The sequence below is a fragment of the Candidatus Curtissbacteria bacterium genome, from assembly GCA_024654445.1.
Taxonomy (GTDB): domain Bacteria; phylum Patescibacteriota; class Microgenomatia; order Curtissbacterales; family GWA2-41-24; genus JANLHP01.
In genome coordinates, this window is the sequence record JANLHP010000021.1 from 13,075 (window position 1) to 27,765 (window position 14,691).

Genomic DNA, 14,691 nt, shown 5'->3' on the forward strand with positions numbered 1-14,691 from the left:
AGCCATCTAGGGATACGCATTCTCCCCCCGAGCTAATCAGAACCCAATTTCTTGGTGACAACCCAATCGGCTTTCTCGAGGAATAAACCTCGGAGAGTCGCATACAGGTAGTCCGGGAGCATCACGAACAGCATCAGAAGCGAGAAGACCACGTTGCGGAAATTGCGGTACGTCCTAAGACCTTCCACTTTTCCTCCCACAGCTACCGGAAGTAGATGCGCGAGAGTGAAAAAGCCCCAGGCGCCCAGCGTTACCGCGGTGGGGATTGAAGCCCCATTGAACCAGGGGAACACCGCACCCATTGACACCACGGCGATCGACGCAGCGAGACCGAGTGTCTGAGTCCAGAGCAAGCCCTGGTAAACCAAACCAAGCTTTGTCCGCCAGTTAATCCTTCTGGAGGATAGGATCTTCCAGAACTCGTGGCGGAAATCCCTGATTGTGCCTTCTGCCCAGCGTCTCTGCTGAGTACGGAAAGACGCAAAATTTGCGGGTACGATACCCACAGCTGCGAGATCTTCACGGAAGGGGATTTCCTCGCCCCTCAAATAAGCCTGAAGCGAAAGCTCCCAGTCCTCCGTGATGCTCGTCTCATCAAACGGGTGGTCGTACAACCATCCGAATGGGAAAATGCCCGCCGAGCCACCGAATATCGGCGCCAATCCCATTCGCTGCCTGGCTTGCATTTCCATTGCAGTAATCGCCCAGTTGACGTTGACGAAGGTTCCGAGGAACCTGTAGGCTCCGAGTCGGTGAGGCTGCCAACCCGCCACAGGACCACCATACTCCCTTGAGGCGGCAATGCCCCTCTTCAGAAAGTCTGGCGCCACGTGATGATCAGCATCGAGAAGAGCGATGTAATCGACCTCGCTCCATCTCAGAATCCTGACTGCATTGTTGATAGCCCCCGCCTTCCCACCGACAGGATTCGTTCTGTGGATGACCACGAGAGCATGATCCGTCTCGTTTATCCGCCTGGAGATTTCCTGAAGGTTACTCTCAGGCCCCTGCTGAATAAAGAGCGAAGACGGAATCGAAACCAGTCTGGCGACGAGGTCTGGATCCGTGCTGTCGTCGAGCACGAGTACCTTGTAATCGATCGTCCCATTCTCAACTCTCAAAACGCTCGGAAGCGCTTGAAAAATTGAAGGGTCGTTCCTCGCCGACACCAGAATAGCGGCCTTGGCGGGATACGCCTGAACAGGCCAGCGTTCTCTCTTTCTCGCGAAGAGAGAAAGAGAGGTGAACGTAAGCCGGGCAATAGCGTTAAAGCCGAAGCTGATAACGACAAAAACCGCCAATACGTTCAACGCGGCCACAGGGCTATTGATAGCCCACACCACCCAGGCAACTACCACCAGGAAAGACACCAGAACCATCCGGACTGAGATTCTATTTGACACAGGTCTTCCTTTTATCGCTAGTGCCTTGTATCGTTTGTTAACGTGCGACCCCCCTATGGAGGTCTCAAACTGAACGCTGTCATTTCCTTGTCTCGCCGGAGTGGCAAGTACAAAGAACGCACTTGTCCCATGACTACACCTTCCTTCAGAGATAGGATTACAGCTATTCTTTCGACCCTCAAAAGGTAGAAAAACTGCCCGCATTCGGGCAGCAGACTTCCTTTATAAGTCGAATCAAGAACATACCAGATATCAAGCGTGTTATCAAGTTACTCGAACAGCTTAAACACGAGAACAAAAAAAATACTCGAACAATTAAAATGTTCGAGTAAGGTTAATCCTTGGAGAGTCCTTGAGTCTTCGAAAGGTGAGATCCTTAAACCCAAGTAATTAAGGTCTCACCCTAATTCAGGGATGAGACCTTCTTCTAAGTTACACTGAGAACTAAGCGCAATGCTAAAATTAAACAGTGAAGATTTTTACGTACATCATAATTATTTTCTTAACGCCCTTTCTTATTCTTTTAAATTTACGCCTATTGATTTTTGATCATGATTTTTACAAGAGCGAATTTGCAAAAGTCGGCACGTATGAAAATTTTGAAAGTAGAGAAATTGTCGATAAGCAATCTAAAGACTTAATTACCTATCTTTGTTGCGACGGAAGCTTAGATACCGACTTCTACGCAGAAAGAGAAATTGTGCACATGAGAGATGTTAAAAATTTGATATCAACAGTAAATGTTTATTTGCTAGCATTATCAACTCTCCTAATTATTTCATGTGCAGTTTTAATCGCCAAAAAGCGCTTAAGTCTTTTATTCTTTTCTTTCAAGACCGGAACACTCATGGCCATTGTGTCGTTAGCCGTAGTTTTTATCATCTCTCAAATTGACTTCGATTTTTTGTTCTTAAAATTCCACGTCATTTCTTTTGATAACGACCTTTGGGTTCTTCCTGAAAACGCCAACCTCATACAACTATTCCCTCAACAATTTTTCGCGGATTTTGCAAACCGTATAGTTCTCCAGACTCTGGCAATGTCAACGTCTATACTTATCTTTTCTTCGATTGCGCAAACTAAAATTAAAAAATGATTCCCAGATCTTTTGAAATTGGTCCGCTGACCCTACACTTGTATGGCCTGGTTATCGCGCTTTCGATACTCGCCGGTTGGGCCCTTGCTAAAAACAGAGCTCATCTTTACAAAATCCCGAAATCTCTTTTCGACGAACCCATGCTTCTTACTCCTCTTATTCTTGGGCTTATCGGAGCTCGGCTTTATCACGTATTGGACCTGTGGAGCCACTACAGTCAAAACCCGTCCGAAATTTTAAAAATTGCAAACGGGGGACTTGGTATCTGGGGCGGACTTTTCGGCATCCTAGTAGGCTTTGTGCTAATTGCCAAAATTAAGAAAGTTAAAATTCTCTCCCTGCTGGATCTTATCGCGCCATCCCTGATGCTATCCCAATCAATTGGACGCTTTGGAAATTTTATTAACCAAGAAGCTTTTGGTCCACCGACAACTCTTCCCTGGGGAGTTTATATTGAACCTGCAAATCGCCCGATTCAATATATGGAGTTCAGCCGTTTTCACCCGACATTTTTCTACGAAGCAGCGCTTGATCTGCTTTTTTTCTTTATTCTTCTTTATTTATCCAAACCGTCATCCTCGCACTCTCTTCCGTCATCCTCGCGAACGCGAGGATCTAGATTCTCGATCTGGTCTTCGATTTCACTCAGACCGTTCCTGACCGTGAGCGTAGTCGAACGGTCGAGAATGACAATAGAAAAGACTCTCGGACTTAATCTCAAAGTGCCTGGCCAAACGTTTGCTCTTTACCTGATCCTCTACGCGATAGGCAGATTTACGGTGGAATTCGTGCGTATTGACACCTGGACGATTTCGCAAATAAAAGTCGCCCAAATTTTGGCCGCGGTAACAATCCTTATTGGTATTTTCACCTTCTTTAGAAGAATTAGACCCCTTGACTCCTCAGCATAATTCGGAGTCAACCCCGAACAAATTGAGGGGTTGACAGCTCTTAGCACTCATGGTATCTTATCTGCTAATTGCTCCTATCATGGATAGGGTATAATTAAGCCAGGAGAAACAACACAAAGTGGCGATTTTTATAGACCAACAAAAACCCAAATTCAAAAGCGAACTGCCAATTGTCCCCCTCAGAGACACGGTAGTATTTCCTTCTTCTATGGTTCCAATTACAGTCGGCAGGCCCAAAGTCAAACTCGGCCTCGACAATTCCTGGGCAGGCGAAAGACTCGCCGTTTTTGTTGCACAAAAAAACCCAAGAGTTGAAAACCCCGCTCCCAACGACATTTATTCGGTCGGCACAGTTGGTCTTATCAGAAGACTCTGGAAGGTAGACAACGAATACAACCTTGCCGTCGAAGGCTTAAACCGTGTCTATCTTAAGGAATTTGTCCAAATAGACCCATATCTTGCGGTACACGTCGAAGAAGTTCCCGAACTTTCTCAAAAAACAGAAGAAATAGAAGCGCTTTTCAGAAACATCCTTGCAAAGATTAAAAAATACGGAGAACTCGGTGGAACACTAACCCTCGAGTCCTCAATCCACATTTTCTCAACCGACGACCCAAATCAGCTTGTCAATATAATCGCGGCTTCAATCGATCTCAAAACGGTCGACAAGCAACAAATTCTCGAAATGGTCGACACCAAAACCAGGCTTGAAAGACTTTCGGAGCTTTTGACCCGTGAAATCAGAATTCTGGAAATTTCCGCGCGAATTGACACCGAAACTCAAGAGAGGGTAGGGCGCGTAACTAAAGAAGCAATACTTCGAGAAAAGATGAAATCTATAGAAAAAGAGCTCGGTGAAGACGACGACGGCCGCGAAATTGCCGAATTCAAAAAGAAGATAAGAGCAGCCGCCATGTCGGAAGAAGTCAGAGTCAAGGCAGAGCGCGAACTTACTCGTCTTGCCAAAATGTCGTCTTACAACCCGGAGTCTTCCTATATCCGCACATACCTCGAATGGTTAGTCGAACTTCCCTGGAAATCAAAAGATAAAAAGAGTGTAAACGTTGACGCTGCCGCTAAAGTTCTCGACGAAGATCACTATGGTCTACCTAAGGTAAAGGAAAGAATTTTGGAATATCTTGCCGTTCAAAAGCTCGTCGGCAAAATCAAAGGCCCAATCCTTTGTTTTGTTGGTCCTCCGGGTGTCGGAAAAACATCCGTTGGAAAATCGATAGCTCGAGCTTTGGGCAGAAAATTCATTAGAGTTTCCCTTGGAGGAATTCACGATGAAGCTGAAATTCGTGGTCACAGAAGAACTTACGTCGGAGCCATGCCCGGAAGAGTTATCCAGGGAATCAGAAACGCCGGCACCAAAAACCCGGTCTTCATGCTCGATGAAATCGACAAAATCGGAACAGATTTCCGCGGTGACCCGTCATCCGCCCTTCTTGAAGCGCTCGATCCGGAACAGAACAACGCGTTTTCCGATCACTACCTTGAGGTCCCGTACGATCTTTCAGACGTCATGTTTGTCGCGACCGCAAACATCCTCGATACCATCCCACCGGCACTTCGTGACAGACTGGAAATTATTAGCTTTGCCGGCTACACAGAAGAAGAAAAGGCCTACATCGCCAAAAAATTTTTATTCCCTAAGCAGCTAAACGCACATGGTCTAACTAAAGATAAAGTAACGATGTCGGACGCAACCCTCAAAGACCTTATTTCAAGATACACTCGTGAAGCTGGGGTAAGACAGCTCGAGCGCGAAATCGCTTCAATTCTTCGAAAAGTTGCCAAGAAATTTGCGTCTAGTAACAAGCAGAAGAAAATCAACATTTCTCCAAAATCACTGCAAACTTACCTTGGGGCGTACAGATTTACGAAGACAATCGCCGAAGAAAAAGACGAAGTCGGTATGTCGACAGGCCTGTCTGTAACCTCAGCAGGCGGAGAAATTCTCTTTGTCGAAGTAACTTTGATGCCAGGCGGCAAGGGTCAGCTGATTCTAACCGGCCAACTTGGCGACGTCATGAAAGAGTCTGCTCAAGCAGCACTTTCGTATGTTCGCTCCAGATCCAAAATGTTAGGCCTTGCTGAGAACTTTGCAAGTAAAGTTGACGTCCATATTCACGTTCCCGAAGGCGCCGTTCCAAAAGAAGGGCCTTCCGCGGGTATCGCGCTAACAACCGCGCTCGTTTCAGCAATAACCAGGATTCCAACTCGTCGAGAGGTAGGCATGACAGGGGAAGTAACTTTAAGAGGCCGAGTGCTTGAAATAGGTGGCGTCAAAGAAAAGGTTCTCGCAGCCCATAGAGCTGGTCTTACAACCGTAATCCTGCCCAAACAAAACGCGAAAGATCTGGAAGATGTGCCCAAAAACGTCAAACGTGATCTCCAGTTCATTTTCGCGGAACACATGGACGAGGTTCTAAAAGTTGCCCTCACAAAACCGCTTCCTAAAGAAAAAAGAAGCGAAGAAGGCAAAAAGGAAAAACCCCAAGCCCATTTCTCAACTGGATCTCCCTCCGCTAGTTAAAACTCCGTAGAACGATTTACGGTAACGGTTACGAAGCCAGTAACGTTATACGTTATACGAAACAAGCATCGTTACCGCAAAAACGCCTAACGAATTGTCTACATTTGCAAATTCCAAAAAAAGTTTGTATGATTTTCGCAAGTTTAACTCTGCCTTTGAATTCTTACTGTGGACTTTTTGAATATTAATCCAGCGCTCGGACTGCCTTTTTCACTGGCTGCTGCAACAGCAGCTATTTTGTATGGACTAATCACCTCCTTTAAAATAATTTCCCTCGACGCGGGTTCTGACAAAATGCGCGAAATTGCAGACGCAATCGCGGAAGGCGCAAGCGCGTATCTTCAAAGGCAATACACCGTAATTGCGGGGGTTGCAGTAGTTATGTTTGCAGTAATTGCCTACTTCCTTACACTCCAGACCGCGATCGGATTTTTAGTAGGAGCAGTCGCTTCCGGCGCTTCTGGTTTTATTGGCATGAACATTTCAGTTAGAGCAAACGTCAGAACAGCCCAAGCCGCCAAAAAAGGTCTTGCTCAAGCTCTTTACGTTGCTTTTGCCGGCGGCTCGGTTACAGGCCTATTAGTTGCTGGCCTCGCCCTGCTTTCTGTCGCCGGTTATTTTGGAGCAACCGGTGACCTTCAAGGCCTTGTAGGTTTAGGCTTCGGAGGATCTTTAATTTCAATCTTCGCAAGGTTAGGTGGGGGAATTTACACCAAGGGTGCAGATGTTGGTGCTGATTTGGTCGGGAAAGCTGAAGCGGGTATTCCAGAAGATGATCCGCGAAACCCGGCAGTTATTGCCGACAATGTCGGTGACAACGTTGGCGATTGCGCAGGAATGGCGGCAGATCTTTTCGAAACGTACGCAATCACCTTGATTGCGGCAATGCTTCTTGGCTCCCTCATTTTCCCAAATTCACTCGGAGCAATCCTTTACCCGATGGTTCTTGGAGCAATCGGCATCATCGCAACCATTATCGCGACTCTATTTGTAAAACTTCCTAAAAACAAAAGCATTATGGGTGCTCTTTATGTCGGCCTAATAGTAGCGGGCGCGTTAAGTGCTCTTGGTTTTTATCCCGCAACGATAATCATGATGAATGGAAATGGAGTATACGACCCAGGCAGCATTTTTATTACGTCACTAATCGGAATTTTTGTAACCACCTTAATTGTGATTATTACCGAATATTACACAGCAACAAAATACAAACCCGTTCAACATTTAGCAGAAGCATCAACAACAGGGCACGCGACAAATATAATTGCCGGTCTCGCAATTTCGCTCCGATCAACGTTTTGGCCTATTATAGTAATCTCGGCTGCCATTCTTGCCTCCTTCCAATTGGCTGGGCTTTACGGCGTAGCGATTGCCGCAACATCGATGCTTTCCTTAACCGGAATAATTGTTGCAATAGACGCTTATGGCCCAATAACTGATAACGCTGGCGGAATCGCCGAAATGGCGAATCTCTCAAAAGACGTCAGAAACGTAACCGATCCCTTAGACGCTGTCGGTAACACAACTAAAGCCGTAACCAAAGGTTACGCGATAGCGTCTGCCGCTCTTGCGGCACTCGTACTCTTTGCTTCCTACACCCAAGAGTTAGTCGTAAGAGGTGTTTTTGTCGAGTTTTCTCTTTCCGACCCTTACGTGCTGGTTGGGCTCCTAATTGGTGCATCCCTCCCTTTTCTATTTGCTTCTTACGCGATGGAAGCGGTCGGCACAGCAGGCGCAGCCGTAGTTAGTGAAGTCAGAAGACAGTTTAAAGAACTCCCGGGAATTTTAACTGGCAAAGACAAACCTCAATATGACAAAGCGGTAGACATCGTTACTAAAAAGGCTCTCAGACTGATGATTGTTCCAGCTCTGATTCCAGTTCTTGCGCCGATTGTAATTGGTTTCGGCTTGGGAACAAAAGCCTTAGGAGGACTTTTGATCGGATCAATAATCTCAGGCGTTTTTGTGGCTCTTTCGATGACAACCGGTGGCGCGGCCTGGGACAATGCTAAAAAGTACATAGAATCCGGAAACTTCGGTGGGAAAGGATCAGAAGCTCATAAAGCTGCAGTCACGGGGGACACGGTAGGAGACCCTTATAAGGATACAGCCGGTCCCGCGATAAACCCAATGATTAAGATCATCAATATCGTTGCACTTCTACTCATTCCGTTCCTCGTCTAACTCTCAGCCCAACTTATCACTTATCACTCTAATAAATAATCCTTTTTGGCTTCGCGCCTGGCGTTGATTGAAAAAGCACGGCATCATTTGGAGTTGGCGATGGTTCTACTTTATGTTCCTGTTGTGTCTCAAAAAAAGTCGGCGTCACAAAGCGATCCCTGACTCCTGGTTTCACATTATCAATAATCATTATTACCCTAACATGGGCTGCAAGTGCCGCTTCAAAATTCTCGTCAAAACCAAATCCATCATCCATTGTCATAAATTTCTGATGAATTCCATCAAGCAGTGTCTCATGTAACCTTAGATCGTCTGCCGCCTTATCAGAAAGCGATGCGACAGATTGATTTTGCGATCTCGCCTTTTCAAATTCATTGCCCATCTTATCAAGCCGCTTTGTGTAATCGGAAAGAGATTTGCTTGCTTGCTGCAAATTCCCGTTCTCCATTTCCAAATACGCCTCTTTTATCCTTTTGCCAGATAACTGTAGGTCAAATTCTGTCTTTTTAGCAGCTGAAGGTTGAAAAAATCTGCTTATTACCTCTTTTATCCTGATCGAAAAATAGAATGGGTGAGAAGGCAAAAATCTTATTGGGACTATCTTTTCGATGGCCCCATTAGCTTGACCCTGAGACTCTCCGCGAAAGTTATACTCTGTGCGGGCAAAGCTCGTTGGAGTTCCAATAAAAAAAATAAATAACGCTAGCAGGCAGGCAGAAACTGTTTTAATCATAAATCCAGAAATCCAAACGGTGGCTCCAGCGGGAATCGAACCCGCGTTACATGGATGAGAACCATGCGTCCTGGGCCACTAGACGATGGAGCCCATACAAATCCGGCCCAATTGTATCATAGATCAAAAAATCGGAGAGTACTAACCCTTAACTTGATATTTAGGTTCGCAAACATGTAGAATTACGTCCTGGTCGCTTTATGCAATCGATGGCCAAGAAATTTATCTTAACAAAAGAAGGACTCGCCAACCTAAAAGAAGAGTACGAGGTGCTGGTCAAAGAGAAGAGACCCGCTGTTACCGAAAGGATTCAACGGGCAAGAGAATTTGGAGATTTAGCTGAAAATTCTGAATACGACGCAGCGAAAGAAGAACAAACGCTCCTAGAAAATAGAATCACCCGCTTAGAAGAAATCCTAGCAAAGCATCAAATAATTCAAGTAAGCCAGAAGGCGGATTTTGTTGTCATTGGCTCGACAATAGTCGTCGAAGTAGATGGCGAAAAAGACGAGTTTACAATTGTAGGAACTACAGAAGCCAACCCTTCTGAGCGGAAAATATCCAACGAATCTCCTGTGGGCGCGGCGCTTCTTGGAGCTAAAGTAGGCGAGGTTGTAGAAGTTACCACCCCAATTGTCCGCGCTAAGTATAAAATTCTTGAAATCAAGTAATTATGTTTTTCGTTAACACTTAAAATAAAAATTATGTTTTTCGCTTACGCTCAAAATAAGAGAGCTTGTTTTTCAAGGGCAAGCTCGAAAAATAAAATTCACGATATAAAATGAAAAAGACATCAATAAAAGAATTTAAGGTAGAGGATAAATACCTAAAACCCTTAACCAAAAACGAGAAAAAAGTCTTACCCCTTTTAGTCGAGGCTGCAAAAAAGATCGATAAAATTTTCCTCCTTCAGGAAAACAACGGTTATAAAGGAGCGAATTTTTATCCTGAAAACGCTTCAAAAGAAGAAATAGAAGAAGCTGCTAAGGTCGACCCGAAGATTCTTTCGCCCTTCACAATCGTAGAAAAAGACGAAACTGGCAATCTAATAGCCGTAGACTACCACGAAAAGTACGCGAAATTACTCGAACCAATCGCCAAAATCCTTAAAGAAGCTTCAAAAATTGCGGAAAACAAAAGTTTCAAAAATTATCTTCAAGTACTATCAACATCTCTTGTTACGGGTGCTTACCAACAAATAGACATAGCTTGGCTTGCAATAAAAGGCTCAAACCTTGATATGACCATGGGGCCGTACGAAAGAAATCTGGACAAGCTCTTTTTCATCAAACGTACATACCAGGCTCACGTTGGCGTAATCAATGAAGCTAAAACGAAAAGAGCAAAGCTTGTTAGAGATACGCTTTACACCAACATAGGACCGAAAATGCACCGTGTGACACCACCTTCAATAGTCGACATGCAAGCAGAACAAGTAATCATCTTCGCCGGATTTTTAGGTAGAGCTCTTTTTTCTGAACAACACCTCCCAGCGGATTCCGAAACTACAGAAAGATACGGCTCAAGAATATTGGGATACCTTACTAGTATGGATTACAAATTCGAAAAACTTCTACTTCCAATTTTTGAAGCAATTTTTGAAAAAGAATTTAAAGAAAGATATTCAAAAGAAGTTCTAAGGATCGGCAGCTACTATTACACACTCCTGACGAGCGTTGCAAGGCAGCTTCACAGGTATGAGGGTTCACGAGAAAGGTTAAAAGAATTATTCCTCGTATTTGATGAGGCGAATTGCGTCGTTTCCGGCATCCAGCACGGAAAACACTTAGTCCTTAAAGGAGTGGTGGACCAAAAAGAACTAGAAGGAGTAATGGTAATTCAAATTTGCAGGATTTTCTCGGAGTGGGTGATTGCCAAAACAACAAACACCAGAGAAGACTACTTAAGAGGAGACGCCTTAACCTTTAATTTCTTAATGAGGGAAGGCGCGCTTCAAGAAAAGGACGGCATTTCGTGGCCAAATTTTGCAAAAATGTTCTTCGAAATAGAAAATCTATCTACCATTTTCGTAAGGTTCCTAGAAGAAGGCACATATTGGGAAGCACAAGAATTTCTTAATAAATACCTCTCTTACGACGCCTTCAAATCCTTCAACCCTCGACTGTCCAAGATCAAGCCCATCTAACGCTCGCAATTTAACCCAAAATATTGTAAAATCTGCATTTTGGTATGACAAACGGAGAGAGAATAGTTCCAGGGTTTAGTATTGATGGCAATAACGGTGCATGGAGAGAGCAATTAACCGAAGAACAAAGGGAAAGACCCACACTTGCAGCCACGCAAAAAGCTGTTGACGAAATTGATGAGCTTTATAGAGAGCAATTCAACCCAAACGCACTTTATCCGGCCAATGTATCCAATGAACACATAAAGCAAGCGGCCGTCGAAAACCCTGCCATTTTTTCACCTTACACAATAGTAAAAAATGAGAATGGAAAGCTAATAGCCTTACCTTATTATGTCGTATTTGGGGACAAACTCGAAGAGGTCGCAAAGTGGATAGATGCTGCCAGGATAAGCACACAAAACTCGGAGTTCAGGGATTACTTAGGGAATGTAATGAACGAGCTAATGTATGGAGAGGAATATAGAGAAAAAACTTTAGAATCATGGCTCTCTATGCGGGAAGAGCCCCCAGTCGATTTTCTGGGTGTTTTTTCCGACCGCTATGACGACAAGCGGTTCGGAAAGAAATTTGCTCCGCAAGCGTGGACTGGAACAATTGACAGGCAAACCACAAATGATCTTCAGGATTTCACCAATAAACAGTTGGTAATCTGGAAAGACGAATTTGCACCAGAAGGATTATTTGTAAATACAAATATGAGGCTAAGAGCCCAAAGATTAAGCTGGTTCGGAGGATTAGCCAGAGCAATCAGTGGTTTTAACTCACCAAGGAGAGGCTGGAGCGCAAATAACCAGCCATCAGAAATAGCACTTAGAAGCAAATATGGGTCAAAAATTACGCTATTTTTAGACTCTCTGGAGGATTACGCCAGATTCAACAAAATCCCTGTTCTACGAAAAATTATCCCTACTGGAACAAGGAGAGGCTGGAGCGAAGAAGATCTTGTAATGGCCGGAAATCTTCTACTTGCGTCTCACGAACCATCCCACTCTTTAATTAGAAGACCTGGCGACGAAGAAAGACTCGGCAATACTTATTCAACGATGAATGAAATGTATTCAACGTCGTTAGGCCTTGCCATTCTAGGACGAAGAGATGACATTCCAGAAGAAACAAAAAATGCAATCTTGGCAATGCACTTTGCCACAACGGTTACGGATCTCATTGAATTTGATAAAAATAAAAAACGGATTGATTATCTTCGGGGTGGTGTGATTATTTTTAACACTCTCATCGAGCGCAAGGCAATAGCAATAGACACAAGCGGCCAGATCAGATGGGACGATTCCAGGAAAATATTCGAAGTTTTAAGAGAACAAGCGGTTGCTCTTGAGCAGTTGATTGCGCGCGGAGATAAAGGTATGGCAAGAAGATGGCAACAAGCTGACGGTAAACTCGATAATGTACGGAGTCTTGCCCCGATACGCGCAGCTTAACTTCGTTGAATAATTCAGCCTCTTCTCGTATACTCAATAGCACGATGGAGTCACTGGAAAAGCTAAAAAAAGCACGTCTCGAAAAACTCGAAAAAATCAAAAAGTTAGGCGTCAATCCCTACCCCGCCAAAAGCAATAAAGATCAAACGATTGCGGAGTCTCTTGGGTCTGTTGGCAAAAAGGTTACCACTGCAGGCCGCATTATGGCAATGCGCGGTCATGGCGGATCGAGCTTTATGGACCTTGTAGACGAATCAGGCAAAATCCAACTTTTCTTTTCCAAAAGTGATCTGTCCGATCTCAACAGTCAGTTGTTAGAACTTCTCGACATTGGCGACTTCATCGAGGTTTCAGGCAAAGTCAAAAAAACAAAAGCCGGCGAAGTCACGATCTTTGCGGAAAACTTAACAATACTCACAAAATCTATTCGCCCAATCCCTTCCAACTTTTACGGACTGAAAGACATTGAAACAAGGTTGAGAAAAAGATATTTGGATCTTATTACAAACAAAGAGGTTAGAAACCTTTTCATTAAAAAAGCAAATTTTTGGGGTGCTGTTCGAGAATATCTTGTTCAAAATGATTTTTTGGAAGTAGAAACTCCTGCATTAGAAATTATTCCAGGAGGTGCAGACGCGACCCCATTTATTACCCATCACAATGCTCAAGACACTGATTATTTTTTAAGAATTTCTCTTGAGCTTTATCAAAAAAGACTTCTTGTAGGAGGTTTTGAAAAAACATTCGAAGTTGGCAAAATTTTCAGAAACGAAGGCATAGACGCGGAGCATCTTCAAGACTACCTCCAAATGGAATTTTATTGGGCCTATGCTGATTACGAAAAGTTGATGGAATTTCTGGAAGATTATTATAAATTCATTATCCAAAAAACACTTGGCGGTACTAAATCAAATATTCAGGGACACGAACTTGACTGGTCTAAAAAATGGTCGAGAGCAGATTACTCTGATTCCTTTAAGCAAGAAACCGGAATTGATCTAAACAAAAATCCGAAGATAGAAGATCTTTATGAAATAGCCCAAAAGGTTGGAGCAAAACCTCAAAAAAATTTAGGCTTGGGAAGGGTAATAGATCTTATCTATAAAAAAACAATCCGCCCAAAAATTATCAGTCCAACATTTCTTATCAATCACCCTGTCGCCGTATCACCTCTTGCTAAAAGAAGTGAGAAAAACCCAAACGTTACCGAAAGACTGCAAATACTAGCAGCAGGAACAGAAATAGGCAATGGCTTTTCAGAATTAAATGATCCTGTCGACCAAGAAGAAAGGTTTAGTGAGCAGCAAAAACTTAGAAAAGAAGGCGATAAAGAAGCACAGATGTATGATGAAGATTTTGTCGAAGCGCTCGAATACGGAATGCCACCAGCAGCAGGATTTGGCCTTTCTCAACGTTTATTTGCTGTTTTAGTTAATAAACCAATTAGAGAAACTGTCTTTTTTCCAACTATCCGTCCGCAAAAATCGTGAAGATTGGAAAAAGATAACAAACACCACTCTAATACTCTAGAGTAATAGAGTAGAAAGATGAAAAAAGAAACTCTCAAACAAATTCTTAAGTTTTTCCTAACAATTCAGTGGGCAAAAGAACTCCCTCGCCAGGGATTTATCGCTCTTGGATTTAAAAGAAACGAAGCAGATTCTGTCGCTGCTCATTCATGGACTTGCGCGGTTTTAGTCTACGTTTTGGCGACCGAAATGAAAAAAGCGGGCGAGAAGATCGACGTTGATAAAGCCGTCAAAATGGCCCTCTTCCACGACATGGCAGAAACCATCGTCGGAGATGTCGGCACTTTCGTTAAAGGCATGGCCAAAGGCGCCTTCGCGCCGATAGAAGAAGAAGGACTTAAATGGTTGGTCGCTGACTTGCCGGAAAATCGCGAAATGATATCTCTTGTCGAAGAATACATGGAGCGAAAAACTTTGGAAGCAAGGCTTTGCAAAGTCGCCGATAACTTGGACGCTCTCGCGCAAGCTAAAGGTGTACCCGGAGCAGCAAGTGCTTTAAAATATTTCAAAGAGGTCTACCATATAACCAAAGTGCCTTGGCATAAGACCGCGGTTGGAATGATTCTAAAAGACGAAGTAGAGCCAGAACGTTCCTGGCAAAAAAAATAATGAAGTTCTCGACACATTCGGTAAACTCAGTGTCGACCCTGAGTGGAATCGAAGGGTCGACTTCGCTCGAATAAGCAAAAGCTTGCGGTCCTCGCCTTACAG

At 44.0% G+C, this 14,691-nt stretch carries 11 protein-coding genes and 1 tRNA gene; 9 read left to right on the forward strand and 3 right to left on the reverse strand.

The features are described from left to right. Window positions 1-32: 32 nt before the first annotated feature. The gene (locus NUV69_03930) at window positions 33-1,379 is read right to left on the reverse strand and encodes a glycosyltransferase family 2 protein (protein MCR4324806.1); all 1,347 of its coding nucleotides are present in this window, start codon (window positions 1,377-1,379) and stop codon (window positions 33-35) included. A gap of 493 nt (window positions 1,380-1,872) precedes the next feature. On the opposite strand from NUV69_03930, the gene NUV69_03935 reads away from it, so the two are divergent. The 4 genes from NUV69_03935 to NUV69_03950 all read left to right on the forward strand — a co-directional run bounded on the left by NUV69_03935 (window position 1,873) and on the right by NUV69_03950 (window position 8,133). Further along, on the forward strand, window positions 1,873-2,499 hold the full coding sequence (locus NUV69_03935) for a DUF1461 domain-containing protein (GenBank protein ID MCR4324807.1): 627 nt from the start codon (window positions 1,873-1,875) through the stop codon (window positions 2,497-2,499). Continuing rightward, entirely contained in the window at window positions 2,496-3,410 is a 915-nt protein-coding gene (gene lgt / locus NUV69_03940) for a prolipoprotein diacylglyceryl transferase (GenBank protein ID MCR4324808.1), read from the forward strand. Before NUV69_03935 ends, lgt begins: the two co-directional genes overlap by 4 nt. 118 nt (window positions 3,411-3,528) lie before the next feature. Further along, complete coding sequence (lon, locus tag NUV69_03945; GenBank protein ID MCR4324809.1) at window positions 3,529-5,949, forward strand: endopeptidase La; 2,421 nt, start codon at window positions 3,529-3,531, stop codon at window positions 5,947-5,949. Between the two features lie 177 nt (window positions 5,950-6,126). Further along, window positions 6,127-8,133, forward strand: a complete 2,007-nt coding sequence (locus tag NUV69_03950; GenBank protein ID MCR4324810.1) for a sodium-translocating pyrophosphatase — start codon at window positions 6,127-6,129, stop codon at window positions 8,131-8,133. Window positions 8,134-8,161: 28 nt separating this feature from the next. Here the strand turns inward: NUV69_03950 and NUV69_03955 are convergent, their stop codons facing one another. Continuing rightward, window positions 8,162-8,866 carry a DUF5667 domain-containing protein gene (locus NUV69_03955; protein ID MCR4324811.1) on the reverse strand — a complete coding sequence of 235 codons (705 nt, stop codon included), beginning with the start codon at window positions 8,864-8,866 and terminating at the stop codon, window positions 8,162-8,164. A 20-nt stretch (window positions 8,867-8,886) separates the two neighbouring features. Then, window positions 8,887-8,959: transfer RNA gene (locus tag NUV69_03960), tRNA-Glu, on the reverse strand. Between the two features lie 116 nt (window positions 8,960-9,075). Between NUV69_03960 and greA the strand changes: the two genes are divergently transcribed. The 5 genes from greA to NUV69_03985 all read left to right on the forward strand — a co-directional run bounded on the left by greA (window position 9,076) and on the right by NUV69_03985 (window position 14,589). Next, the gene (gene greA / locus NUV69_03965; GenBank protein MCR4324812.1) at window positions 9,076-9,537 is read left to right on the forward strand and encodes a transcription elongation factor GreA; all 462 of its coding nucleotides are present in this window, start codon (window positions 9,076-9,078) and stop codon (window positions 9,535-9,537) included. A gap of 110 nt (window positions 9,538-9,647) precedes the next feature. Continuing rightward, window positions 9,648-11,012, forward strand: a complete 1,365-nt coding sequence (locus NUV69_03970; protein ID MCR4324813.1) for a hypothetical protein — start codon at window positions 9,648-9,650, stop codon at window positions 11,010-11,012. A gap of 44 nt (window positions 11,013-11,056) precedes the next feature. Further along, window positions 11,057-12,451 carry a hypothetical protein gene (locus NUV69_03975; GenBank protein MCR4324814.1) on the forward strand — a complete coding sequence of 465 codons (1,395 nt, stop codon included), beginning with the start codon at window positions 11,057-11,059 and terminating at the stop codon, window positions 12,449-12,451. Between the two features lie 44 nt (window positions 12,452-12,495). Beyond that, complete coding sequence (gene lysS, locus NUV69_03980; protein ID MCR4324815.1) at window positions 12,496-13,941, forward strand: lysine--tRNA ligase; 1,446 nt, start codon at window positions 12,496-12,498, stop codon at window positions 13,939-13,941. A 57-nt stretch (window positions 13,942-13,998) separates the two neighbouring features. After that, window positions 13,999-14,589 carry an HD domain-containing protein gene (locus NUV69_03985; GenBank protein ID MCR4324816.1) on the forward strand — a complete coding sequence of 197 codons (591 nt, stop codon included), beginning with the start codon at window positions 13,999-14,001 and terminating at the stop codon, window positions 14,587-14,589. The last annotated feature ends 102 nt before the right edge of the window (window positions 14,590-14,691 follow it).